The sequence below is a fragment of the Mesorhizobium sp. B2-2-3 genome (genome assembly GCF_006442405.1).
GTDB lineage: Bacteria > Pseudomonadota > Alphaproteobacteria > Rhizobiales > Rhizobiaceae > Mesorhizobium.
This window is the reverse complement of the sequence record NZ_VFWC01000007.1, coordinates 282,218-306,068: the sequence shown is the minus strand read 5'-3', so window position 1 is coordinate 306,068 and position 23,851 is coordinate 282,218. Positions and strand designations below refer to the sequence as shown.

Genomic DNA, 23,851 nt, shown 5'->3' with positions numbered 1-23,851 from the left:
GAATTGCCCGGCATAGAGCCGCCGCGGCATTCGAACCCAAACCGGATCAGCCCATGAGCCCCCGCACCCGTCAAATCCTCGAGTTCGTCCTCGATAATCTCGTCTGGTTCATGCTGGTCTTCGTGCTGGTGGTGTTCTCCCTTTTCATTCCCAATTATTTCCAGCTCGGCATTTTCGCCAACATCATCGAAGCCTCCAGCGTGCTGGGCGTGATGTCGATCGGCCTGGCGCTGGTCATCATCGCCGGGCACATGGACCTGTCGGTCGAATCGGTGGCCGCGCTCAGCGCCATGGTGGTCGGCATCCTGTTCTGCTCTTCGGGCATCGGCCTTGGCGTGCAGTTGCACCCGGACTGGCTGATGGTGCCGGTCTCGCTGCTGCTGGCGCTTGCCGTCGGCGGCATCATCGGCGCCTTCAACGGATTCCTGGTCGTCAAGGTCAGGATGAGCGCCTTCATCATCACGCTGGCCTCCTACATCTGGGTGCGCGGCCTGGTGCTGGTCATTTCGGGCGGCCGCTCGGCGCAGGATCTGGCGCCCGCCATCCGCTGGTTCGGCATCCAGCGGCTGATCGGCTTGCCGCTCACCGCCTGGATCGCCATCGCCTGCTTCGTCGTCTTCTCGCTGATCATGGCCAAGACGCCTTTCGGCAGGCATCTGGTGATGATCGGCGGCAACGAGACAGCGACCTTCCGCGCCGGCATTCGCGTCAACCGCAACCTGATCATCGCGTTCGTACTTGCCGGCGCCATAGCCGGCCTTGCCGGCTGGCTGCTCGCCATCCGCACATCGGGCGCCACCGCCAATCTCGGCGTCGGCCTGCTGTTCAACGCCTTTGCCGCCGTCGTCATCGGCGGCGTCAGCCTGAAAGGCGGCGTCGGCACCTTACCCGGCGTCTATGCCGGCGTGCTGCTTTTGTCGGCCATCAACACGGCGATCAATCTGATGGGCCTGCCCGCCAACTTCACCCAGGTCATTCACGGCCTGCTGGTGCTGGCGGCGGTCCTGCTCGACGCCTTCAAGCAAACCATTCGCCAGAGGCTCGCATGACCATACGGCCAGAGACCGGAAGACTGTCGGGCAAAGTAGCGCTGATCGTCGGCGCCGCGCGCGGCATCGGCAAGGGCATCGCCCAACGTTTCGCCGAAGAAGGCGCCAGGCTTGTGCTTGCCGACACCGAGATCGAGGTGGGGCGAGCGACCGCCAGTGAACTTGACGCCGCCTTCATCGGCACGGACATCTCGCTTTTGGCCGATGTCGAGGCCGCCGTCGCGCTGGCGCTCGCGCACCATGGCCGCCTCGACATCATCGTCCAGAACGCCGGCATTTATCCCTGGCAATTGCTGGAGAACACCAACCCGGACGACTGGGATCGCGTCATGGCGGTCAATCTGCGCGGCAGTTTCAATGCCGCTCGCGCCGCACTGGTGCCGATGAAGGCGCAGCGCCGCGGGCGCATGCTGTTCACCTCCTCGATCACCGGACCGCACGTCACCAGTCCCGGCCACGGCCACTATTCCGCGACCAAGGCAGGCATAAACGGGCTGATCCGTTCGGCGGCGCTCGAATTCGCCGGCTACGGCATAACCGTCAACGGCGTCGAACCCGGCAACATTCTCACCGAGGGAATGGAGCTTCACCGGGGTGCTGCCTTCATCAAGAACATGGAAGACGCCATTCCGCTCGGCCGGCTGGGCAGCCCGCGCGACGTCGCCAATGCCTTCCTGTTCCTGGCCTCCGACGATGCCAGCTACATCACCGGCACCACGATTGTCGTCGATGGCGGGCAATTGCTGCCGGAGGGGAGCGACTTCAGGCTGGCGCCGCCGTGAACAACGCGTGAGGGGAACAAGAAAGCCAGCGCACATCATCACTGATGCCAAGCGCAGCCGCAGCGTCCCCGCTGGCGGTGATCGGCGGGGATTTGGCCCACCGGAACCTCATGGCGATACACCCGTTCTTCCATGTGTGATTCAGGAGATAGCCACAATGGATTGGAACCGCGTCGAAGGAAATTGGAAGCAGGTCAAGGGTAAAGTCAAGGAGCAGTGGGGCAAGCTCACTGATGATGATCTCGACCGCATCGCTGGCAAACGCGATCAGCTTGAGGGCATTATCCAGGAACGCTACGGCATCGAGAAGGATCGCGTACGCCGAGACGTCGACGACTGGTATAGTCGGCAGGGCTGGTAGATAGCAGAGCTGCCAGGGGAGGCGTCTTTGCCGAGAGCCGTTATGCCAGCGGTCGGCGGGCTCTCTCCGCCTTCCCGGTCATCGGCATAATGGCGCTCCGGCGCGCAAAAAGGCACAACGTCTACACCTACAAGATCTGCGGCCAGAAAGCCGATATGCGCTACCTACGCCGGTGGATGAGCAGCCGGATCATAGGCCCTTGAGATCGGCTGGAACTCGCCCATGTCGCGCAGATGTTCCGCTATCGCGGAATATCGAACCATAAGGTTTTCCGTCATTATACTTCCTGGCGGACCCCAACCCGCCTGGCCGGCGTCCTGCAAGTCGGGTTTACCCCACCCGCCCCCAAAAAAGGGCGCCGGCCACCTCCGCTCGGCACGGCGCCAAGTACATCGTTATTCAAGTAGGCCTATATCGAGCCTCTGTACTGGGCAGCCTCCATCCATAGTGCGAGCACGATAGCTGGCAACCGTCCTTTAACTTCCAAATCGCGACCTCGATAGCCGCCAGCCGAGATCCATACCGTTTTCGAACGCTGATAGATTTTGATGCCCCGTGCGCTCGCCCAAGCGCACAGATATGTAAAGTCTCGCTTAATGATTTCCCCACACTCCGCAATCGGAATACAAATAACTGCGAGGGCGGAGGTATGTTCCACGAGCTAAAAAGCCCGTCACATTTCGGCAGCGGCCGAGTCTGAACACAACGCGCTGAATGGACACAGTGCAACGCCGAAAAGGCATGGCCGAACACAAGAGCAGCCCGCCTCGAAGCCATTACCGTGGTGCGAGACGGCTGCGGAAGCTGGGAGTTTGTCGCTGCGAAGCTTCCGGCGTTCAAACTTCGGAAACAGCAGGTTTGTTCCGCGTCAGAGAGAAGAGCCGATGATCTCCCCTGAAACGCAAGAAACCGCCCACCGGCGTGCGCCGAGACGGCCCATATTGCTGGCGTCGGGGAGCGACTTCAGGCTGGCGCCGCAGTTATCCAAAGGCCGCCCAGGTCTTGTCAGCAATCCAGTCGAGCAATGGCGACTGCATCTTTAACGCGGCAGGGTGTATTCGATGCTCAAGCTCGCACCCTTCCCCTTCGGCGGGCTGGATATTACGCGGTCGCCCTTCCTCTTCTCGGCATACATTGTCTCGCAGCACATCGGCATACGGTGGTTGCGTCCAGGGTAGCCACCTACGGCGCGGTGCAGTTCACCGGAATTGATCACCACCGATGGGGCACCTCGAGCGGCGGCCAGAGCTAACTGCAATTTGAGTTCAGATTGAAACACCGACGACATTGAGAACCTCCGTTTGTTGGCGCGCGATCAATTGCACTCTCAAGCGAAGGTCGTCTATGTTCATTCTACTTGGTGCTCGTACGATTCTGGTAACTGTTGTTGCGCCCAAGACAACCCGCACCAAGAAACGACAATTCAGTTGCAGGTCAGAAGTCCGAAGTCGATATCATACGCTCGAATAAGGCCGCCAACGCGCTCGCGGCCAGCTGTCGTGTGCCGAGGCGGCTTGGCGGCCGTGGGGATTGCGTGGGCGGCAGGCGTAGTCTGCTAGGCCTCAACTTCGTCTTTTTGCAGTTTCTTGATATCTCGGCCGGTGAGCGAGATTTCACCGCCAGGCACTTTGAGATTGACTGCTGATGCACGACCAAGGATTGCTGACGCCAAGTAATCGGCAGGATGCATGTCAGACGAGTCATCCTTCTCACCTTTCGAGAAGAGGTTGCGAGAGATCGTCTCCAAAAGGTTCTCTGGCATCGGTTTATCTTGGTGGAGGCGCCATTCTAGCGCGGCTTCCACCACCCAACTCGCACGATCGATGTCGAGATCAAATTGCTTCAACTGAAACTCAGTATCGGCGTAGCGCTCAAACCAGCGGTTCATCCATCGCAGGTACCAAGCCATCAATCCCAACAAAGCTATTGTGAGGCCGATTGGCTTGATTGCAAGCAGCATTAAAACTGGCGTACTGCTTCCCGCCACCATACTGGTGAGTTGGCCGACGTAGACATATAGGAAGCCCAGCATCACCGCCGCCGACCAAATAACGGCTAAATGGATGGGAACGCGGTTCTTTTTTGTCTCTGGGGTGATGTGGAACTTACCCGATCGTTCAGCAATCTTGCTCTTAAGCTCCTTATGCAAGTCCCTTTGTGCGAACGTATTGCTGCGATCGTCTAAATCTTTCTTCCAAGCATTAAGCTCCTCTTGCCGTTGCTTTAGCGCTTTCTCTCCCACTTCCAACGCATCTGCGTTCTTCTTCTGTTTGGCTTCGTATTCTCGCCGAAGCTTTTGTTTTCGATCTTCAAACTCACTTTCGATTCGAATACGAGCGTTAACAACCTGCTCACCCACATCAGTAGTGGCCTGCTGCAATCGTTCTACCATCCTTTGGTGTGAGCGCATCAAGGTCTTGTAGTTTGCAGAATTTAGAAAAAGCGGCGCAGCAGTTTCAACTTTTGCCAGCATGGTCGCGCTGATTAGATGGTTCAGCTTCTGCAGCGGTGCTTGGTCAAGCCCGCCTTGCGGTTGGTTTTGGTCTGGGGTGTTGTTGATAGACAATTGGTCAAAACCGAACTCACCCTCAGCGTCCGCGGCTCTGGCTACCGCAAGAGAGAAGTTGGCAATGTTCAGAGATGCGCTGTAAATTGTGAAATCCTCGGATTTCTCAAGGAATGCGAGAGTCGCCTCGGGCTTCGAATCGAGATTGAAGGCAACCGCCCGAGCGGCGCCAAGCAGGTTTATGTTTACTTTGTTAGTGCCGATTATATCAGCTGCGGCACGCAAAAAGCCCATAAGGCCTTTGTCGTTTAGCCGAACTACGCTGTGTTGAAGTTGCCATAGCAATATTTGCCCGCCCTTGTCGCAAGGGACGGTAGTTGCCAAGACCTGAAACCGCAATGGCTCGCGCCATAGTGCAACTGCAAGCCCACAACTCTTTGAGAATTGCGAAATGACTAATATGACCCAACCAGTCGCGGCGGGATCGCAGCCACATGCCTTAACGGACATGCGGGTAGCCGGCGCGGTCGAGGCCAGCGCTGATGGTACGTCTGTCGAGGCTACGCGGCCAAAATGGGGAACAGCATTGACCAGAATAAGACGCCTCAGAAGACCTATGTGCCCGTCAAGCTTGAGGCTGTTCGCGCAGGCGACGCAAGGGCTTAAATTGCTCGGCTGGAACGTAGTGGATACAAAAAGTTGAAATTCGGCGGAGAAAAAAGTTGAAACCCGGTCCAACCATCCTGCAGCGCCACTCTCATTAAAACCCTTGCAGAGCAAGGGGTTGAGAGTGGCGCGAGTGACGGGGCTCGAACCCGCGACCTCCGGCGTGACAGGCCGGCACTCTAACCAACTGAGCTACACCCGCGCATTGACGAGCACGTGTCAGCCGTGTTCGTCGTTGGGCGCTGGATAAGGGGTTCGCCACCGGGTGTCAAGCGCACGAAACCATCATAACATCAAACTGGAGAAGGTTTTTTGACAGCCGGCGTTTTGTTCGCAAATACGGCCCGCAACCACGGCGTCCCACACTCATTTGGCCTTGCGAAGCTGGTCCCGACCGCTTAAAGGTCCGGCCCGGAGCGGGCGATTAGCTCAGTTGGTAGAGCGCTTCGTTTACACCGAAGATGTCGGCGGTTCGAGCCCGTCATCGCCCACCATTCAGGCGCCTTTCATTCAAACGCCTCAGCCCCTCGCCAGCAGCGCCTCGACCTCGTGCAAGTCCGGCATGGACGGCGCGGTGCCTGGCCTCGTCACCGAAATGCCCGCAACGGCGCAAGCAAAGCGCACGGCTTGCAGGGGCTCCATCCCACGCGACAGCGCGGCGGCCAGGCCGCCATTGAAGGCATCGCCGGCTCCCGTGGTCTCGACCACCGGGCCGGCGCTGACGGCGGCGACATGTTCGGACCGATCCCTCGTGTGCAGCAATGCGCCTTTCTCTCCCAACGTGACGATGACGGCGCCGGCGCCTCTTTCGAGCAGCTTGCCGGCGGCTGCGCGGGCGTCATCGACAGAGGCGACCTTCATGCCGGTCAACTCCTCCGTCTCGGTCTCGTTGGGCGTGAGGTAGTCGCAGAGCGAATAGATGCGGTCGGGGAGCCTGGCCGCCGGAGCCGGGTTGAGGATGGTCGTCACCCCTGCCCCGCGCGCGATCTCCAGCGCCCGCAGCGCCGCCTCGATGGGCTGTTCGAGTTGCGTCACGAAGACGCCGGCGCCACGAATCAAGGCGGCATTGGCCTCGATGTCGTCGGGCGAGATCAGCATCGCCGCGCCGGGGCTGACGATGATGGCGTTATTGCCGGTGCCCTCCTCGACGAAGATATAGGCAGCGCCCGTATAGCTGTCGGGCGTGTCGATCACGGCATTCTTCACGCCGGCGTCCTTCCAAGTGCGCTTGGCCATGTCGGCGAAGGCATCGACGCCGAGGCGTGTGAGGAGGGTTGCATCGGCGCCGAGCTTACCGGCCGCAACCGCCTGGTTCGAACCCTTGCCGCCGGGACCGAGGGTGAAGGACGTTCCGAGGATCGTCTCGCCCATGCGCGGCTGCCGCGCGGCGCGATAGGCCGTGTCGGCGACGAAGACTCCGAGGATGACGATCGGCTTGCCGGCCAGCATGCCGCTACTCCGCATCCGGCGGGACCACGCCCTTGCGGAAGGCAAAACAGCCGTAGAACCGGCGCTCGCCGGTCTGGATGACGCAGTAAGCCTGCTTGGCGCGCTCGTAGAAAGCGTAGCGCTCGACCGGCAGCATCGGCCATGGCTTGCCCTCGGCGGCGTCGATCTCCTTTTGCACTTCCTGCTGAACGGGCGGGATCTCGTCCGGCTTGCCGACGATCTCCATGCGCGCGGCCGAATCGTCGACGAACGTATCCAGCGGGTAGAGCGACAGCACCGCCTTCACGACTTGCGCCGCCGGCGCGTCGATGCGCAGCAGCCGCCCGAGCGCCGTCTGGCGCGCCACCGAATCGGAGGGGAAGTTGGTGTCGGCGATAATCAGGTCGTCGCCGTGTCCCATCGCCCGCAATGCCTGGAGCACGTCGGCATTGAGGAGCGGATTGATCCCTTTGAGCATGATATTCCTCGTGAAATGAGTTTGAGATCAGAGACGCTTGCCGGTCTCGGCATCGAACAGATGGATGTGGTCGAGCCGCGGCCTGAGCTTGAGCGTATCGCCGGGCTTGAAGTCGTGGCGTTCGCGGAACAGCGCCACCATCTCGCCGTCCCCGAAACGCAGGAAGACCAGGGTTTCCGAGCCAGTCGGCTCGACCACCGAAATCTTGGCAGGCACGCCATCGGCATGAATCTCGAGATGCTCCGGCCGCACGCCATAGACGACGGCGCGCCCTTCCTCCGCAGCGCTGCCGGGCGCGACCGGGAACAGAGCGCCGGCGATGTCCACACCGCCCTTGCGCGCGACGCCCTTGAGCAGGTTCATCGACGGAGAGCCAATGAAGCCGGCGACAAACAAGTTGGCAGGCCGGTCGAACAGTTCCAGCGGTGCGCCGACCTGTTCAATGCGGCCGTCGCGCATCACCACGATCTTGTCGGCCATGGTCATGGCTTCGATCTGGTCATGCGTGACATAGATGGTGGTGGTCTTCAGCCGCTGGTGCAGTTCCTTGATCTCGGTGCGCATCTGCACGCGCAGCTTGGCGTCGAGATTTGAGAGCGGCTCGTCAAACAGGAACACCTGCGGGTTGCGCACGATGGCGCGGCCCATGGCGACGCGCTGGCGCTGGCCGCCGGAAAGCTGCCGGGGATAGCGTTTCAGATAAGGGTTGAGGTCGAGGATGTCGGCGGCGCGCTTGACCCGCTCGGCAACCACGGCCGGATCGGTTTTGCGCAGCTTGAGCGCAAAGGCCATGTTCTGCTCGACTGTCTTGTGCGGATAGAGCGCATAGTTCTGGAACACCATGGCGATGTCGCGCTTGGCCGGCGGCAAGTGGTTGACCACACGGTCGCCGATGGCGATCGTGCCGCCGGAGACGGTCTCCAGCCCCGCCACCATTCTCAGCAGCGTGGACTTGCCGCAACCCGAAGGACCGACCAGCACCACGAATTGGCCGTCAGATATATCGACGCTGACTTCGTGCAGAACCTTGACGGTTCCAAACGCCTTGGCCACTTTGCTGATCGCGACTTGAGCCATATCTCCCCCATCGGCTCCATTGCCGTATGCGCAGAAGCTAACCAACGCGACCTGCCAGGGCAAGCCGGTCTCTTCCCGACAAAACCCGGTCTCGTTGACACGGCGTTTGGTTGCGAGAATAGTGACGGGCGCTGGTCCGAATACCGGTTGCCCGAACCAAAAAAACGGAACTTCAATCGAGCAGGTGGGGTCCTGCATCGTTCGTTTCCGAACCGGGAGAATCGTTTGGCGCTCCAGCGCCTGAGAAATTTGGCCGCATTCACAACAGATATTCTGGGAGGAACATCGATGAAAACAGGTCTCTACGAAACGCTGGTCCGCGCGGGGGCAACCCGACGCGACATATTGAAGGGCGCGGCCTCGATGGCCGCGATCGCTGCCGCATCCGGCGCCGGGCTCGGCGCCCTCACGCGCCCGGCCTCCGCCGCCAGTGAGCTGCGCTCGAAAATCCTGCAGATCCCCGGCGTGGGCAAGGGTCAGCCGACCGACGCCGACTTCCAGAAGGTCGGCGAGCTCTGCCTCGAGGCGACCAAGGCCAATGTCAAGGAAGGCGAATTCGCCGGCGTCGAGCTTACCTTCATGGGTCTCAACAACCAGAACCTGCACAATGTGCTGTTCCGCGGCTTCCTGAAGCCTTGGGAAACCTATACCGGCGCCAAGATCAACTGGATCGATCTGGCGCAGGCCGACTACAATGCCCGTCTGCAGCAGTCGATCGCCACCGGCACGGTCGACTTCGACATCATCGAGATGGGCGCGCCGTTCGAGGGCGACGTCTGCGGCAAGGGCCTCACGTCCGAGATGCCCGACTGGGTCAAGACCCAGATCGATTTCGACGACCTCGTCAACTATCTGAAGCCGCCTGTCGGCACCTGGAACGGCAAGCAGTACCGCGTGACCGTCGACGGCGACGCTCATAATTTCAATTACCGCACCGATGTGTTTTCCGATGCCGACCTCGCCAAGGCCTGGAAGGACGGCGGCGGCGGCGGTGAATGGGGCGTGCCGAAGACCTGGCAGCAGGTCCAGGCGGTCACCAAGTTCCTCAAGGGCAAGCAGGTCAAGGGTCAGGACGTCTACGGCTATCTCGACGCGCCGAAACCCTGGGGCGGATTCGGCTTCTATTTCCTCGGCAGCCGCGCCACCGCCTACGCCAAGCACCCCGACGACAAGGCCTGGCTGTTCGACGCCGACACGATGAAGCCGCGCATCAACAATCCGGCCTGGGTGCGCGCCATACAGGACGTGATCGACGCGCTGCCTTCGGAGCCTGCCGACCAAATCAACGCCGATCCAAACACCACCGCCTTCCAGCAGTTCCTGGCCGGCACCGGCTCGATGGTCACCTGGTGGGGCGATGTCGGCTCGAACGTCAAGACCAACGACTCCTCCGTCGTGGGCGACGTCACCGGCTTCTCGATCCTGCCCGGCTCCGACGATGTCTACAACTCCAAGACCGGGCAGTGGGACAAACTCGCCAGCGGACCGAACTATGCGCCGAACTGCGCCTATCTCGGCTGGGGCGTATACGTCATGGCCCGCGTCGATAGCGACGAGAAGAAGAAGAAGGCGGCATGGTCCGCCGCCGCCCATCTCGGCGGCAAGGACCTGTCGATCTGGACGGCGATGTACCCGTCTGGCTTCCAGCCCTACCGCAACTCACATTTCGACATTCCGGAGTGGGTGGCGGCGGGCTATGACGAAGCCTTCATCACCTCCTATCTCAAGTCGGAATCGGACAGCTACAACCACCCGAACGCGGCGATCGAGCCACGCATTCCCGGCATCTTCCAATACTATTCAGCCGCCGAGGACATTCTGGCTAACACCTTCGCCGGCAAGATGAAGGCCCAGGAGGGCGCAGACGCCATTGCCGCGGCCTGGGAGAAGCTGACCGACCAGATCGGCCGTGACAACCAGATCAAGCTCTACAAGGCCTCGCTCGGCCTGTAGGCAGGCGTTATGATGGATCACGGCCCGGCGGAACGTCGCCGGGCCGTATCTCGGCCGGCTTCGGCCGGTCATTTGCGCAAAAGAGGCAAGAGGCGTGGCTGACCAGACTTCGACCACGAATGCGTGGCCGGCAAATTCCGTACCGACCGATCTGATCCCGCCCGGCCGCAAACGGCTTGGTTGGGCCCTGATGGCCGTCGCGACGCTCGGCCTTCTGGCAACGATCCTGGTGCAAGTCCTCTACAAGAGCGAGGTCGACACGATCGGCTTCGAGACATGGCGGCCCGTGGTCTACGCCTATGTGCTGTGGGGCGTGGCGCTCGGCGTCGGCCAGGTGCTGACGCGCGGCGAAGACGGCCAGCGGGCGCTGTTCCTGCTGCCGGCGCTGCTGTTCACCATCGCCATGGTGATCTTCCCGACCCTGTTCGGCTTCTACATCGCGCTGACCGACTGGAACCTGAGTTCATTCTCGGGCCGCAAGTTCAACGGGCTCGACAATTTCTGGCAGATGCTCGGCGATCCCTATTATCGCAACGCGCTGTTCAACATGGTGCTCTATGTGCTGGCGGTGCTGGTCGAATATGTCATCGCCTTCGGCCTGGCGCTGCTGCTCAACGCGCAGATCCGGGCGCGCAAATTCTTCCGCGTCGTCTTCCTGATGCCGCTGATGCTGTCGCCGGTCGCGGTCTCGTGGATGATTGGCAAATCGCTGATGGAGTACCGGTTCGGGCCGGCGGCGACGCTGGCCCGCCACCTCGGCTGGGACAACCCCGCTTTCTTCTCCAACCCGATCACCGCCCGTATCTCGATCATGATGCTCGACGCCTGGACCTTCATCCCCTTCATGATGATCATGCTGCTTGCCGGCCTGCAGGCGATGTCGCGCGAGGTGCTGGAGGCCGCGCGCGTCGACGGCGCCACGGCCTGGCAAACCTTCTGGCAGGTCACCTTCCCGCTGATGCTGCCGGTGTCGGTGACCGCCGTCGTGTTGCGCATCATCTTCAAGCTGAAACTGGCAGACATCATCATCACGGTCACCTCGGGTGGTCCCGGCGGCGCCACCGATTCCGTGTCGAGCTTTATTTATCGCGAGTACCGGGACCGTTCCAATGTCGGCTACGGCACGATGCTGGCGATGGCCTATCTCGTCATCATCGTGGTGTTCGTGACCTGGCTGCTGAAGGTCGCCAACCGCTTCGTGCGCAATGTGAACTAGTGCGGCAGGGATCATGAGCGTTCAGACCACCGACTATACCGTCTCCGAAATCCGCTCACCGGCGAGCTTCATCACCAGCCGCGTCTTCATCTATGGCGCGCTTGTGTTCTGGGCCTTCATCTGCCTCTTTCCGATCTACTGGACGATCACGACCTCGTTCAAGTCGGCGGTAGACGTGACCCAGGGGCATCTGATCCCCTTCGTCGACTTCCAGCCGGACTGGAAGGGCTGGCGATCGCTTGGCCTGTCGCCGGATTCGATCTTCCAGACGTCGACCGTCCGCGACGAATTCTTCAAGCGCTTCATGAATTCGGTCATCACTTCGGTCGGCGCGTCGAGCCTCGCCATCGTCATCGGCAGCCTCGCCGCCTACGGCCTCACGCGCTACCGCTATCACTTCGCCTGGTTCAAGAACGAGGACATTTCCTTCTTCTTCCTGTCGCAGCTCATCCTGCCGCCGGTCGTGCTCGCACTGCCGTTCCTGGTGCTTTACCGCGAAGTCGGACTGCTCGACACGCGCATCGGGCTGATCCTGCTCTACACGCTGATGGTGCTGCCGATCGTCATCTGGATCATGCGCGACCAGTTCAATTCCATCCCGGTCGAGCTCGAGGAAGCGGCCCTCGTCGACGGGTTGTCGATCTGGGGCGCGTTCTTTCGCATCGTCATGCCGATCGCCCTGCCCGGCATGGTCGCGGCTTTCATCCTGGCGATGGTGCTGTGCTGGAACGAGTATTTCTTCGCCGCCCTTTTGACCTCGACCGACGCCAAGACAATTCCGGTCATGGTGGCGAGCCAGACCGGTTCGCAAGGCATCAACTGGTGGTCGATGGCAGCGCTTGCCACGGCGGCAATCGCGCCCTTGGCCGTCATCGGCATCGCGCTGGAGCGCTACCTGATCATGGGTATGACCGCGGGAGCGGTGAAATAGGCGGCGCCGTCCTTACCTTCTCCACAAGGGAGAAGGAGAACCGCGCTAGCCCCTCAGGATCGTGCGCAGGTGATCCATGATCATGGCAACGCCCTCTGCTCCGAGCGCAGCCGAGGCATCCGGAGCGCTGGCCGTATACCAGCTCGTATTGTCGGCGAAATGGCCGGCATCGACAGCCTCAGGGCATAGCGCCAGCATCAGCGAGGTCTCGCCGATGCCGGCATGATCGAACGGGTACTTGCCGTTCATCTCGGCCGGCATCAGCGGATGCACCTGCACCCAGTTGAAAAAATTGCTGCCCTCGGCATGCTCGGCATAGTAGGCGGCCATCGCCTCGGAGCCCCACCAGCCTTCACCTCGTTCCTTCTCAAGGAAGCGGAAGATCGCCTGACGTCCGGCGGCCTTGAAGGCGAGATCGGTCGGCATGCCGGCGGCGAAATTCTCGGTCTGGTGGTGGATTATGGCGTGGATGTTGCGAAAACCGATGCGCAGCAGGCTGTAGAACAGTTCCTCCGCGAAGGGCGCCAGTTGATTGCCGCCAACCTGCACCGAGCCTGTGCCCTCCGGCGGCGCCACGGCGTAGCTCGCCGCGCCGTAGTAGAAGGGCGGCAGGATGACGATCTCCCGCTCCTTCTCAAACAGCTCCAGCGTCTTGACGACCGCCAGCGTGTCCATGCCGACCGCCATGTGCTCGCCATGGTATTCGAGCACGCCGAGCGGCAGGGCGATCGGCCAGTTCTGGGCGATCGCCTTGCGGATCTGGTGCGGCAGCATCAACTCGTAGCGCATCGCACTACTCCATATTGGTGTGACGGGCCCGCATCGCCTCCGGCGAGGCCGCGGTCAGACCCCTGAGTTTCAGCACCATGACCTCGAACAGCAGGAACAGCGCGCCTTCGAACACCGATCCCATCGGCAGGACCGATGTTTTTTGCGGACCCTGGTCGTCGGCCATGGTCTGCGCCGGCACGAGCAGCGTGAAGTCGGCCAAGCGCGCTGCACTGCCGCCGGGCTGAGCGGTCAGAAGCAGAACCGTCGCGCCGGCCTGGCGCGCCACCTGCATCAGGGTTAGCACGGTCGCGGTTTCTCCAGGCCCGGAACTGACCAGGAAGACATCGCCCTGCGCCACGGGCGGCGTGGTCATGTCACCGACCACCGACACCGGCAGGCCCAGATGATGGAGCCGCATGGCGAAGCCCTTGACCTGCAAGGCCTCGCGGCCGCAGCCGTAGACGACGATCTGCCGTGCTCCTGCAAGCATCTCGCAGGCGGCATCGATCCGGCCGTCGTCGACGCGCGCCAGCACAGTGCCGAGCTCGTCCAGAGCGGTCCTGAACATCTGCGAGCCCCCATCGCTCACGACGGTGCCGTCCAACGATCCGAGGTCGAAGAAGAGTGGAAATTCCCGGTCACGTCTCTCCCCGAACAGCTTGTTTTTATTCATGCTATCACCGCCAAAATCCGTGTCCAACGCCCCTGCGCGCTTTTGCTGTGCCACGAGCGTGATAGTGTCATGTCAGACAAATCAATGAGGCAAACGGCAGGATATGAAGACACGGCATTTCGACCGCATCGGCAATGGCGGCATCAGCTTCACCGAACTCGGCTTCGGCACGGCGCCGCTCGGCAACCTCTACCGCGCGGTCTCCGACGAGGACGCCAATGCGACGCTGGAGGCTGCATGGGCGACCGGCTGCCGCTATTACGACACCGCGCCGCTCTATGGGCTTGGCTTGTCGGAGACGCGGCTCAACCCCTTCCTGCGCGGCAAGAAGCGCGACGACTACGTGCTGTCGAGCAAGGTCGGCCGCATCATGCGCGCCTGTCCGCCGCAAGAGCGCACCGGCATCGGCAAGTTCTTCGACACGCCGTCGCGCAAGGAGGTCTACGACTACAGCTATGACGGCGTGATGCGCTCCTTCGAAGCGTCCCTGGAACGGCTCGGCGTCGACCGCATCGACATTCTGTTCGTGCACGACGTCGACATCTTCACCCATGGCAGCAAGGAAGCGTCCGACCAGCGCATAGAGGAGTTTATGCGCTCCGGCTATTACGGGCTGCTTGCCTTGCGCGACCAGGGCGTCATCAAGGCCTTCGGTGGCGGCATCAACGAATGGCAGGTTGCCCAGACATTGGCCGAGCGCGGTGATTTCGATCTGTTCCTGCTCGCCGGCCGCTATACGCTGCTCGAGCAGGAGGCGCTGACATCCTTCCTGCCGCTCTGCCAGAAGCGCGGCATCGGCATCGTTTTGGGCGGCCCCTACAATTCCGGAATCCTGGCCACGGGGCCGAAGCCGGGTGCCTTCTACAACTACACCGAAGCGCCGCGGGACGTGCTCGACCGGGTGGCGCGCATCGAGGCGGTCTGCCGACGGCATGACGTGCGCTTGATCGAAGCAGCGCTGCAGTTCCCGTTGCTGCATCCGTCCGTCGTGTCGGTGATCCCCGGTGGCCAGCGGCCAAGCGAGGTCGAAAGCAATCGGTCACTGCTCGATGCGAGACTGCCGGCGGCACTCTGGGCCGACCTGAAGAAGGACGGCCTGATGCGGGCGGACGCGCCGACCGGGTAGCTCGCAATCACGAACCTATCGACCAGTAGGAGCGCAAAAGAAAAGCCGGGGCTTGCCCGGCTTTTCTGATATTTTGAAATTTAAAAAAGGCGCTTAATTGACGGCGTCCTTGAGACCCTTGCCGGCCGAGAACTTCGGCACGGTGCGCGCCGGGATCTTTACTTCGGCGCCGGTCTGAGGGTTGCGGCCGGTCGAGGCTGCGCGCTTTGACACGGTGAAATTGCCAAAGCCGACAAGCCGGACATCGCCGCCCTTCTTCAGTTCGCCGGTGATGACGGAGAATACCGCATCGACAGCCGACTGCGCGTCACCCTTCGAAATGCTCGCGGCGTCGGCAACAGCGGACACCAGTTCGTTCTTGTTCATAAAAATTCCCTTCCATGAGAACACCGGAACTCACGACTCATCCGGCAGGAAACGGACTTTAGAAAGAAGCGCTCGCGCAACCAAGTCGAAAAGCCGGGAAAGAATGGAAAAAAGCCCGGAATTCCGGGGTTTTTCACATGAAAAAGCCGGGCGCGAGGCCCGGCTTTCTGTTTGTGCGCTGCAACTTTAGCAAGAACTAATGCGCAAGCGACTTTCCGGCGTCATCCGCAGTGTCCGTCGCGGCAGGAGGATTGACCGGTTCGACCCATTCGATTGGCTCCGGCATACGCACCAACGCGTGGCGCAACGCCTCGCCGACCCGCGAGACCGGGATGATTTCCATACCGTTCTTCACGTTGTCAGGAATATCCGCCAGATCCTTGGCGTTGTCTTCCGGGATCAGCACTTTCTTGATGCCGCCGCGCAGTGCGGCAAGCAACTTCTCCTTCAGACCGCCGATCGGCAGCACCCTGCCGCGCAGCGTGATCTCGCCGGTCATGGCGACATCGGCCCTGACCGGAATGCCGGTCAGCACGGAGACGATCGCGGTCGCCATCGCCACACCGGCCGACGGCCCATCCTTGGGCGTGGCACCCTCCGGCACGTGGACGTGGATGTCGCGCTTGTCGAACAGCGGCGGCTCGATGCCGAAATCGAGAGCGCGCGAGCGGACATAGGAGGCCGCCGCCGAAATCGATTCCTTCATCACGTCGCGCAGATTGCCGGTCACCGTCATGCGGCCCTTGCCGGGCATCATGACGCCTTCGACCGTCAGCAGCTCGCCGCCGACTTCCGTCCAGGCAAGTCCGGTGATGACGCCGACCTGGTCGTCTGCCTCGACCTGACCGAAGCGGAAGCGCGGAACACCGAGATAATCGGCGAGATTGTCCGCCGTGATGTTCACAGTCTTCTTCTTCGTCTTCAGGATCTCGGTCACCGCCTTGCGCCCGAGCTTCATCAGCTCGCGCTCCAGGCTCCTGACGCCCGCTTCACGGGTGTAGGTCTGGATGATGGCGCGGATCGCGTCCTCACTGACGGAGAACTCCTTCGGCTGCAGCGCGTGATCGCGCACCACCTTCGGCAGCAAATGCCGCTTGGCGATCTCGATCTTCTCGTCCTCGGTGTAGCCGGCGATACGGATGATTTCCATGCGGTCCATCAAGGGCGCAGGGATGTTCAGCGTGTTCGCCGTCGTCACGAACATCACACTCGACAGGTCGTACTCGACCTCCAGATAGTGGTCCATGAACGTCGAGTTCTGCTCGGGGTCGAGCACCTCCAGCAAAGCCGACGACGGATCGCCGCGGAAATCCTGGCCCATCTTGTCGATCTCGTCGAGCAGGAAGAGCGGATTGGATTTCTTCGCCTTCTTCATCGACTGGATGACCTTGCCGGGCATCGAGCCGATATAGGTGCGCCGGTGGCCGCGGATCTCGGCCTCGTCACGCACGCCGCCCAGCGCCATGCGGATGAACTCGCGGCCGGTCGCCTTGGCGATCGACTTGCCGAGCGAGGTCTTGCCGACGCCGGGAGGGCCGACGAGGCACAGGATGGGCCCCTTGAGCTTCTTCTGGCGGCTTTGCACGGCGAGATACTCGACGATACGGTCCTTGACCTTGTCGAGACCGAAATGGTCGGTGTCGAGCACGTTCTGCGCGAACGCCAGGTCCTGCTTGACCTTGGAGTTCTTGCCCCACGGAATCGACAGGATCCAGTCGAGATAATTACGCACCACGGTGGATTCCGCCGACATAGGCGACATCGTCCTCAGCTTCTTCAATTCGGCTTCCGCCTTTTCGCGAGCCTCCTTGGAGAGCTTGGTCTTCTTGATGCGGGCCTCGATCTCGGCGGCCTCGTCGCGGCCATCCTCGCCTTCGCCGAGCTCCTTCTGGATCGCCTTCATCTGCTCGTTGAGGTAGTATTCGCGCTGCGTCTTCTCCATCTGGCGCTTGACGCGCGAGCGGATGCGCTTCTCCACCTGCAGGACGGAGATTTCGGCCTCCATGAAGCCCATCGCCTTTTCCAGCCGCTCCTTGACCGAGAGCGTGGCCAGCATCTCCTGCTTTTCGGGGATCTTGATGGCGAGGTGCGAAGCGACCGTGTCGGCGAGCTTGGAATAGTCGTCGATCTGGCTGGCGGCACCAACCACCTCGGGCGAGATCTTCTTGTTGAGCTTGACGTAGTTCTCGAAGTCGGTGACGACCGAACGAGCCAGCGCCTCGACCTCAACCTCTTCCTCTTCCGGCTCGACCAGCGCGGTGGCGCGGGCCTCATGGAAGTCGGGACGGTCGGTGAAGGCGGTGATTTTCGCGCGCGAGGCGCCTTCGACCAGCACCTTGACGGTGCCGTCGGGCAGCTTCAGCAATTGCAGCACGTTGGCGAGCGTGCCGATATCAAAGATGGCATCGGGCTCCGGATCGTCATCGGCGGCATTCATCTGGGTGGCGAGCAGGATCTGCTTTTCCTGACCCATCACCTCTTCCAGCGCCTTGATCGACTTTTCACGCCCGACAAAGAGCGGAACGATCATGTGCGGGAACACCACGATGTCGCGCAGTGGGAGGACTGCGAAGACGCCGTCGCTGGGAGCCTTGGTTATTTTGGCCATTGTCCAACCTTTCATGTCGCGGCCGCCAATCGGCCAACCGCGAATCTTATATTAACGACCGGGGATCGTTCCGCCTACCACCGTTGTGACGGGAGTTTTACAGCACAGAAATCGGGCACCTCGGCCTTCTCGTGTTAGGTGGATGCAGGAGGGCCAAAGATCAAGAGTTAACATCGCCGGCGTTCCATTCCCTCGCGAAGGTCGCATGCCTCTCATGGCAAAACGGCGCCCCGAGGGCGCCGTTCCACAAAAATATGGGTTCAAGTGGCATGTCAGGCGCTGACATTGCCCTTCTTTTCCTTCTGTTCGGAATAGATGTAGAGCGGCCGGGCACTGCCGGTCACCACTTCTTCCGAAATCACCACTTCGCGCACGCCTTCGAGCGCCGGCAGTTCGAACATGGTGTCGAGCAGGATCGCTTCCATGATGGAGCGCAGGCCACGCGCGCCGGTCTTGCGCTCGATGGCGCGCTTGGCGATCGCAGACAATGCGTTCTCGTGGAAGGTCAGGTCGACATTCTCCATCTCGAACAGCCGCTGGTATTGCTTGACCAGTGCGTTCTTCGGTTCGGTCAGGATCTGGATCAGCGCCGGCTCGTCGAGGTCTTCCAGCGTCGCCAGGACCGGCAGACGGCCGACAAACTCGGGAATGAGGCCGAACTTCAAGAGATCCTCTGGCTCCACAAGGCGGAAGACATCGCCGGTGCGGCGATCCTCGGGCGATGCCACGGTGGCGCCGAAGCCGATCGAGGTCTTGCGGCCACGATCCGATATGATTTTGTCCAACCCGGCGAAGGCGCCGCCGCAGATAAACAGGATGTTGGCGGTGTCGACCTGCAGGAACTCCTGTTGTGGATGTTTCCTGCCGCCCTGTGGCGGTACCGAGGCGACAGTGCCTTCCATGATCTTCAACAGCGCCTGCTGCACGCCCTCGCCCGACACGTCGCGGGTGATGGAGGGGTTATCGGACTTGCGCGAGATCTTGTCGATCTCGTCGATGTAGACGATGCCGCGCTGGGCGCGTTCGACATTGTAGTCGGCCGACTGCAACAGCTTCAGGATGATGTTCTCGACGTCCTCGCCGACATAGCCGGCCTCGGTCAGCGTCGTGGCATCGGCCATGGTGAAGGGCACGTCGATGATGCGGGCGAGCGTCTGCGCCAGCAGCGTCTTGCCGCAACCGGTCGGGCCGATCAACAGGATGTTGGACTTGGCCAGTTCGACATCGTTGTTCTTGCCGGCATGGGCGAGGCGCTTGTAGTGATTGTGGACGGCCACCGAGAGCACGCGCTTGGCGTAGGGCTGGCCGATAACGTAGTCGTCGAGAACCTTGAGGATCTCCTGCGGGGTCGGCACACCCTCGCGCGACTTCACCATCGAGGTCTTGTTCTCCTCGCGGATGATGTCCATGCACAGCTCGACGCATTCGTCGCAGATGAAGACCGTCGGGCCGGCGATCAGCTTGCGCACCTCATGCTGGCTTTTGCCGCAAAACGAGCAATAAAGCGTGTTCTTGGAATCGCCGCTGTTGTTGCCGACTTTGCTCATTTTCATGTCCTTTCATGGCCGCCCGCCGATGGTCTGGCTGAAAGGGCGCATACTCTATTTATCGCGGGAATCCGCCGCCGCCAGTATCCCGGCTCCCGCAACGTATTCCGTACGAAACACAAATCAGAAAACGTGGCAATGATTCGCAGCAACCCCACACAAAGCTAAGCCGTCGAAAATCAACATAGCCTTAACGTAGGCAATCCCGATCGTCGAGGGAACAGCCAATTGTGGCCGAAATGCCGCAAGACGCGCCAAAAGCGCGTGATGCCGCCATCCAACTGCCAATATGCCGTTATGCCAGCGCCCCTTCGGCCGCTTCGCGCGACGAAATGACCTTGTCGATCAGGCCGAAGTCCTTGGCCTCGTCCGCGGTCATGAAATGGTCACGGTCGAGCGTCTTTTCAATCTCGTCGTAGCTCTTGCCGGTGTGCTTGACGTACACCTCGTTGAGGCGGCGCTTCAGTTTAATGATGTCCTGGGCATGACGCTCGATGTCGGACGCCTGGCCCTGGAAGCCGCCGGACGGCTGGTGAACCATGATGCGGGCGTTGGGCGTGGCGAAGCGCATGTCCTTGTGGCCGGCGGTCAGGAGCAGCGAGCCCATGGAGGCCGCCTGGCCGATGCACAGCGTCGACACGGCCGGCTTGATGAATTGCATGGTGTCGTAGATGGCCATGCCCGAGGTGACGACGCCACCGGGCGAATTGATGTAGAGGTTGATTTCCTTCTTCGGATTCTCGGCTTCCAGGAACAGAAGCTGCGCGCAGACCAGCGTCGCCATGCCGTCCTCGACCGGACCGGTGATGAAAATGATGCGCTCTTTGAGGAGGCGCGAGAAAATGTCGTAGGCCCGCTCGCCGCGATTGGTCTGTTCGACCACCATCGGAACGAGGTTCATGTAGGTTTCGACGGGGTTCTTCATTCGTTATCTCTTGTCTCGCGGTGGGATTCCGGCGCCGGACATGCTGGCAACTCGGGCAGAATCGGTTCTGGATCGTTATTGTGTAAATAGGATGCCGGCTCATCCTTGTGCAAGGCCGACCCCTCCTAGCCATCTGGGTAAGTCGAATCAAGCTTTCCAGGCGAGATTCGCAACGGCGGGCGCTTCCGCCGGCTCGCGACGGCACCTGCGGCCTGACAGGTAGCAGTTTCTTAACCGCGTCACTTAACGAATGCGCCGAACCCGCTTTTCTCGCGGACCGCTTCCCCTACAATTCAACGTTGAACTTGTGTCCGCGGTTCAACAGGGGGAACGTCATGTCCAGGAAAACCGCATGCTTCGCCATGGCCGGGCTGACCATGCTCGGCTCGATTTCGCAGACGGCGGCCGGCGGCCGCGCCGTCGAATGCTATGAGCCGGTCCAAACGCCTGATGTCTATGACACGGTCTACGAGGACGTGATGATCAGTCCGCCCAGCCAGCAGGTCGACTATGAAGCGCCGATCTACGGCACGCGCGAGCGGGTGGTGATGACGGTTCCGGCACAGGTGACCTATGAGGTGGTGCCCGCAATCACCCGTACGGTCTACCACACAGTCAAGGTCGATGATGGCGGCTATTCCTGGGAATGGCGCGTCATCCACGGCCGCAAGGTGCTGTGCAAGGTCCGGCACAAGGCGCGCTATGAACGCGTCGCCGAAACGGTGGTGATCCGGCCGGAGCGCACAAGGCGCGTCGTCATTCCGGCGCAATATGACAGGATCGCCGAGGAGGTGCTGGTGCGACCGGAGCAAAGGCGCGTCATCGACATTCCCGGCGCCTACCAGACCGTCGCGCGGCGCGTGCTGGTGCGCGAAGGCTCATCCGGCTGGCGGCGCGTGCATATTCCCAGGCATTGCCAGGACTGAATTCAGGCGATTTCGGCTCGCAACCAACGTTTCAGGCCGGCAATATCGCCATCATCGACAGCCGCCGCCACACGCCGGCCGATCGCCGCCCCGAATTTATAGCCATGGCCCGAGCAGGCCGAGACGATCAGGCACTTGCCCGTCTCATGCGCCAGGAATTTCTCATCGTCCGTGAATGTGTAGGCGCAGGTGACCACTTCGGTCACCTCATACTCCTCGATGCGGGCGATCGGCGGTGAAAACAGGTTGCGGATCGCCTCGCCCTCGCCCGGCACCGGCTGCCGGTTCCAGTCGGCGTCGCTGGTCGGCACCCTGTGCAGGCCTGAACCGAATTTCATGCCGGCACCTCGGGTCAGCGGAATCATGTAGCCGTCGGTCTTGCCACCTACATCGAGGACCACGGGCGCAACTTCCCAGACGGCCTTGAGGTCCGCCGGCGGTTCGACATAGGCGAGCGCGGTTCGGTACGTCTTCAGTTCGCCGCCGAGTTCGGGGAACAGTTTCAGCACCCAGGCGCCCGCAGCGACGACGATGCGGTCGGCCTGCATCGTCTCGCCGGACGCGAGCACGATATGCCCTGCCTCGGAGTCGACCGCCGTCACCTTGCTGTTCTCGTAGACGTTGGCGCCGTTGGCGCGCAGCCACTTGGCCAGGCCGGACGCGATCTTGCGGCAATGCAGCGCGCCGCCTTCCGGCGAAAAGTAGGCGTAGCGGAACGAGCCCGGCTCCAGGAAAGGCCAGCGTTCGACCGCGGCATCAGGTTCCAGCAGGTCGAACGGATAGTTTCCCTCCTCCAGCCCTTCCCGGTATTCCTCGGCTTCGTCGCCCGGCTCGCGCGAGACGCAGAGGAAGCCCCTGGAATCGAGATGGTTCTCGCCGAGGTCGGCCCACATTTCGTCCCAGGCTTCATAGGCCTCGCTGATCAGCCGGCCGTAGCCGGTCCCGGCCCGGTAGGCACGGCAAATGATGCGGTGATGGTCGCCGGATGCCGCCAACGGATTGGGGATCGGCCCCTGCTCGACGATGGAAACGCTATGGCCAGCCTTGACCAGCGACCATGCGGTGGAGAGACCGGCGATGCCCGCGCCGACAACGATCACATTCATCAAATCAGACTTTCCGCAGCCGTTGCGGCTGGCTCAACGCATTGGATTGCGGGCGCCAACATACGGTCTGGAACCAGGCTGGCAAGCCGCGCTATTGGTCTGGCATGACCAAATTGACGCCATCCTACCTCGCCTTTGACCCAGCGACCCGTCACCTGAGACTTGACCCGCACGAGTGGGCTTTCTTCCAGGATCCGTACGTGGCCTATGCGTTCCTGCACGATGCATCGAACGTCTTTTTCTGGGAAGAATTCGGGTTCTGGTGCTTTGGCGGCTTCGACGACGTCAACAAGCTGTTGCGCGACCGCCGCTTCGGCCGCCATAACCCGGCGGGCATTCCCGACAGTTGTGGCATCGGCCGGGATAGAACACATCTCAAGGCATTCGACGGCATCGAAGCCAATTCCATGCTGGAACTGGAGCCGCCGGTACACACGCGGCTTCGAACACTGGTCAACCGCGCCTTCGTGTCGCGCCAGGTCGAGCGGCTGCGGCCGCGCGTGGAGGCACTCGCCAACGAACTGATCGATCGTTTCGAGCCGGGCAAGCAAGTCGACCTGCTGCCCGCCTTCGCTTCTCCCCTGCCCATCACCATCATCGCCGAGATGCTCGGCGTGCCGGTCGAAATGGGACCGCAACTGCTCGACTGGTCACATCGAATGGTCGCCATGTACGTGCATGGCCGCACTCGCGAGATCGAGGAGACGGCCAATCGCGCGGCGCAGGATTTTGCCGATTTCCTGCGCGGCACCATCGCCGAACGGCGCAAAAATCCCGGCGACGACCTGCTGTCGCTGCTGATCTCGGCGCAGGAGGGCGGCCAAAAATTGTCGGAAGACGAAATGGTGTCCTCGGCGATCCTGCTGCTCAATGCCGGCCACGAAGCGACCGTGCACCAGACCGGCAATGCGGTGCGCTCGATCTTGGCGCAAGGCGGCGACCCGCGCCGTTTCTTCACCTCAGCCGAGGCAACGGCGGCCGCTGTCGAGGAATGCCTGCGCTTCGACGCGCCGTTGCACATGTTCACCCGCTACGCCTACCAGGAGATCGAAATCGCTCCCGGGATCGTCGTGCAGCCCGGCCAGACGATCGGTCTGCTGCTTGGCATGGCCAACCATGACCCTCATGCCTTTGCCGAGCCGCGGGCCTTCCGGCCGGATCGTGCCGACCAGAAGAACGTGTCGTTCGGCGCCGGCATCCATTTCTGCATCGGCGCGCCCCTGGCCAGGCTCGAATTGCAGGTGTCGCTGAAAACCTTGTTCGAGCGGCACCCAAAGCTCCGTCTTGCCCAAAGCCCAAGCTTCCGTGACACGTATCATTTCCATGGGCTGGAAGCGCTCACCGTCGGCTTCTGAA

General features: G+C 61.5%; 20 protein-coding genes and 2 tRNA genes. 10 read left to right on the top strand and 12 right to left on the bottom strand.

What is annotated here, in order from left to right:
• The first annotated feature begins 53 nt into the window (after positions 1 to 53).
• From FJ951_RS15675 to FJ951_RS15665, 3 genes are all read left to right on the top strand, one after another.
• Entirely contained in the window at positions 54 to 1,049 is a 996-nt protein-coding gene (locus FJ951_RS15675; protein WP_140515772.1) for an ABC transporter permease, read from the top strand.
• Positions 1,046 to 1,831, top strand: coding sequence for an SDR family oxidoreductase (locus tag FJ951_RS15670; protein WP_140515770.1), 786 nt, complete (start codon positions 1,046 to 1,048; stop codon positions 1,829 to 1,831). Before FJ951_RS15675 ends, FJ951_RS15670 begins: the two co-directional genes overlap by 4 nt.
• A 157-nt stretch (positions 1,832 to 1,988) precedes the next feature.
• Positions 1,989 to 2,192 (top strand): CsbD family protein, encoded by a 204-nt coding sequence (locus FJ951_RS15665; RefSeq protein ID WP_140493912.1) that lies wholly within the window; start codon positions 1,989 to 1,991, stop codon positions 2,190 to 2,192.
• 1,555 nt (positions 2,193 to 3,747) lie between these two features.
• On the opposite strand, the gene FJ951_RS15660 is transcribed toward FJ951_RS15665, so the two are convergent.
• Complete coding sequence (locus tag FJ951_RS15660; protein ID WP_140515768.1) at positions 3,748 to 5,082, bottom strand: hypothetical protein; 1,335 nt, start codon at positions 5,080 to 5,082, stop codon at positions 3,748 to 3,750.
• A gap of 407 nt (positions 5,083 to 5,489) precedes the next feature.
• Positions 5,490 to 5,566: transfer RNA gene (locus FJ951_RS15655), tRNA-Asp, on the bottom strand.
• Between the two features lie 216 nt (positions 5,567 to 5,782).
• Here FJ951_RS15655 and FJ951_RS15650 point away from each other — a divergent pair.
• Positions 5,783 to 5,858, top strand: a tRNA-Val gene (locus FJ951_RS15650).
• Positions 5,859 to 5,883: 25 nt separating this feature from the next.
• Here FJ951_RS15650 and rbsK read toward each other — a convergent pair.
• From rbsK to ugpC, 3 genes are read right to left on the bottom strand one after another with little or no spacing between them, the layout of a single operon-like run.
• Entirely contained in the window at positions 5,884 to 6,813 is a 930-nt protein-coding gene (gene rbsK / locus FJ951_RS15645; RefSeq protein ID WP_140515766.1) for a ribokinase, read from the bottom strand.
• 4 nt (positions 6,814 to 6,817) lie between these two features.
• Positions 6,818 to 7,270: an RbsD/FucU family protein gene (locus FJ951_RS15640; protein ID WP_140515764.1), complete on the bottom strand. Its 453-nt coding sequence runs from the start codon at positions 7,268 to 7,270 to the stop codon at positions 6,818 to 6,820.
• Between the two features lie 27 nt (positions 7,271 to 7,297).
• Positions 7,298 to 8,347, bottom strand: a complete 1,050-nt coding sequence (gene ugpC, locus FJ951_RS15635) for a sn-glycerol-3-phosphate ABC transporter ATP-binding protein UgpC (RefSeq protein ID WP_140515762.1) — start codon at positions 8,345 to 8,347, stop codon at positions 7,298 to 7,300.
• Between the two features lie 288 nt (positions 8,348 to 8,635).
• Between ugpC and FJ951_RS15630 the strand changes: the two genes are divergently transcribed.
• From FJ951_RS15630 to FJ951_RS15620, 3 genes are all read left to right on the top strand, one after another.
• Positions 8,636 to 10,300 carry a sugar ABC transporter substrate-binding protein gene (locus FJ951_RS15630; RefSeq protein ID WP_140493924.1) on the top strand — a complete coding sequence of 555 codons (1,665 nt, stop codon included), beginning with the start codon at positions 8,636 to 8,638 and terminating at the stop codon, positions 10,298 to 10,300.
• Between the two features lie 94 nt (positions 10,301 to 10,394).
• The gene (locus FJ951_RS15625) at positions 10,395 to 11,516 is read left to right on the top strand and encodes a sugar ABC transporter permease (RefSeq protein WP_140515760.1); all 1,122 of its coding nucleotides are present in this window, start codon (positions 10,395 to 10,397) and stop codon (positions 11,514 to 11,516) included.
• Between the two features lie 13 nt (positions 11,517 to 11,529).
• A complete protein-coding gene (locus FJ951_RS15620) occupies positions 11,530 to 12,447 on the top strand; it encodes a carbohydrate ABC transporter permease (protein WP_140515758.1) in 918 nt (305 codons plus the stop codon).
• Between the two features lie 45 nt (positions 12,448 to 12,492).
• On the opposite strand, the gene FJ951_RS15615 is transcribed toward FJ951_RS15620, so the two are convergent.
• Together FJ951_RS15615 and FJ951_RS15610 are read right to left on the bottom strand one after the other, a co-directional pair.
• Positions 12,493 to 13,236, bottom strand: coding sequence for a creatininase family protein (locus FJ951_RS15615; RefSeq protein WP_140515756.1), 744 nt, complete (start codon positions 13,234 to 13,236; stop codon positions 12,493 to 12,495).
• A gap of 4 nt (positions 13,237 to 13,240) precedes the next feature.
• A complete protein-coding gene (locus FJ951_RS15610) occupies positions 13,241 to 13,786 on the bottom strand; it encodes an SIS domain-containing protein (RefSeq protein WP_140515824.1) in 546 nt (181 codons plus the stop codon).
• Positions 13,787 to 13,994: 208 nt separating this feature from the next.
• On the opposite strand from FJ951_RS15610, the gene FJ951_RS15605 reads away from it, so the two are divergent.
• Entirely contained in the window at positions 13,995 to 15,017 is a 1,023-nt protein-coding gene (locus tag FJ951_RS15605; protein ID WP_140515754.1) for an aldo/keto reductase, read from the top strand.
• Between the two features lie 93 nt (positions 15,018 to 15,110).
• Here the strand turns inward: FJ951_RS15605 and FJ951_RS15600 are convergent, their stop codons facing one another.
• The 4 genes from FJ951_RS15600 to clpP form a co-directional block, all read right to left on the bottom strand.
• Positions 15,111 to 15,383 (bottom strand): HU family DNA-binding protein, encoded by a 273-nt coding sequence (locus FJ951_RS15600; protein ID WP_006201846.1) that lies wholly within the window; start codon positions 15,381 to 15,383, stop codon positions 15,111 to 15,113.
• 196 nt (positions 15,384 to 15,579) lie between these two features.
• Complete coding sequence (gene lon, locus FJ951_RS15595; RefSeq protein ID WP_140493937.1) at positions 15,580 to 17,991, bottom strand: endopeptidase La; 2,412 nt, start codon at positions 17,989 to 17,991, stop codon at positions 15,580 to 15,582.
• Positions 17,992 to 18,263: 272 nt separating this feature from the next.
• Positions 18,264 to 19,538: an ATP-dependent Clp protease ATP-binding subunit ClpX gene (gene clpX / locus FJ951_RS15590; protein WP_140493939.1), complete on the bottom strand. Its 1,275-nt coding sequence runs from the start codon at positions 19,536 to 19,538 to the stop codon at positions 18,264 to 18,266.
• 295 nt (positions 19,539 to 19,833) lie between these two features.
• Positions 19,834 to 20,463: an ATP-dependent Clp endopeptidase proteolytic subunit ClpP gene (gene clpP / locus FJ951_RS15585; RefSeq protein ID WP_027028064.1), complete on the bottom strand. Its 630-nt coding sequence runs from the start codon at positions 20,461 to 20,463 to the stop codon at positions 19,834 to 19,836.
• Between the two features lie 335 nt (positions 20,464 to 20,798).
• On the opposite strand from clpP, the gene FJ951_RS15580 reads away from it, so the two are divergent.
• A complete protein-coding gene (locus FJ951_RS15580; RefSeq protein ID WP_140493941.1) occupies positions 20,799 to 21,389 on the top strand; it encodes a hypothetical protein in 591 nt (196 codons plus the stop codon).
• Between the two features lie 2 nt (positions 21,390 to 21,391).
• Here the strand turns inward: FJ951_RS15580 and FJ951_RS15575 are convergent, their stop codons facing one another.
• On the bottom strand, positions 21,392 to 22,495 hold the full coding sequence (locus FJ951_RS15575; protein ID WP_140515752.1) for an FAD-binding oxidoreductase: 1,104 nt from the start codon (positions 22,493 to 22,495) through the stop codon (positions 21,392 to 21,394).
• Between the two features lie 104 nt (positions 22,496 to 22,599).
• Here FJ951_RS15575 and FJ951_RS15570 point away from each other — a divergent pair, with 104 nt between their 5' ends.
• On the top strand, positions 22,600 to 23,850 hold the full coding sequence (locus FJ951_RS15570; RefSeq protein ID WP_140515750.1) for a cytochrome P450: 1,251 nt from the start codon (positions 22,600 to 22,602) through the stop codon (positions 23,848 to 23,850).
• Position 23,851: the final 1 nt, after the last annotated feature.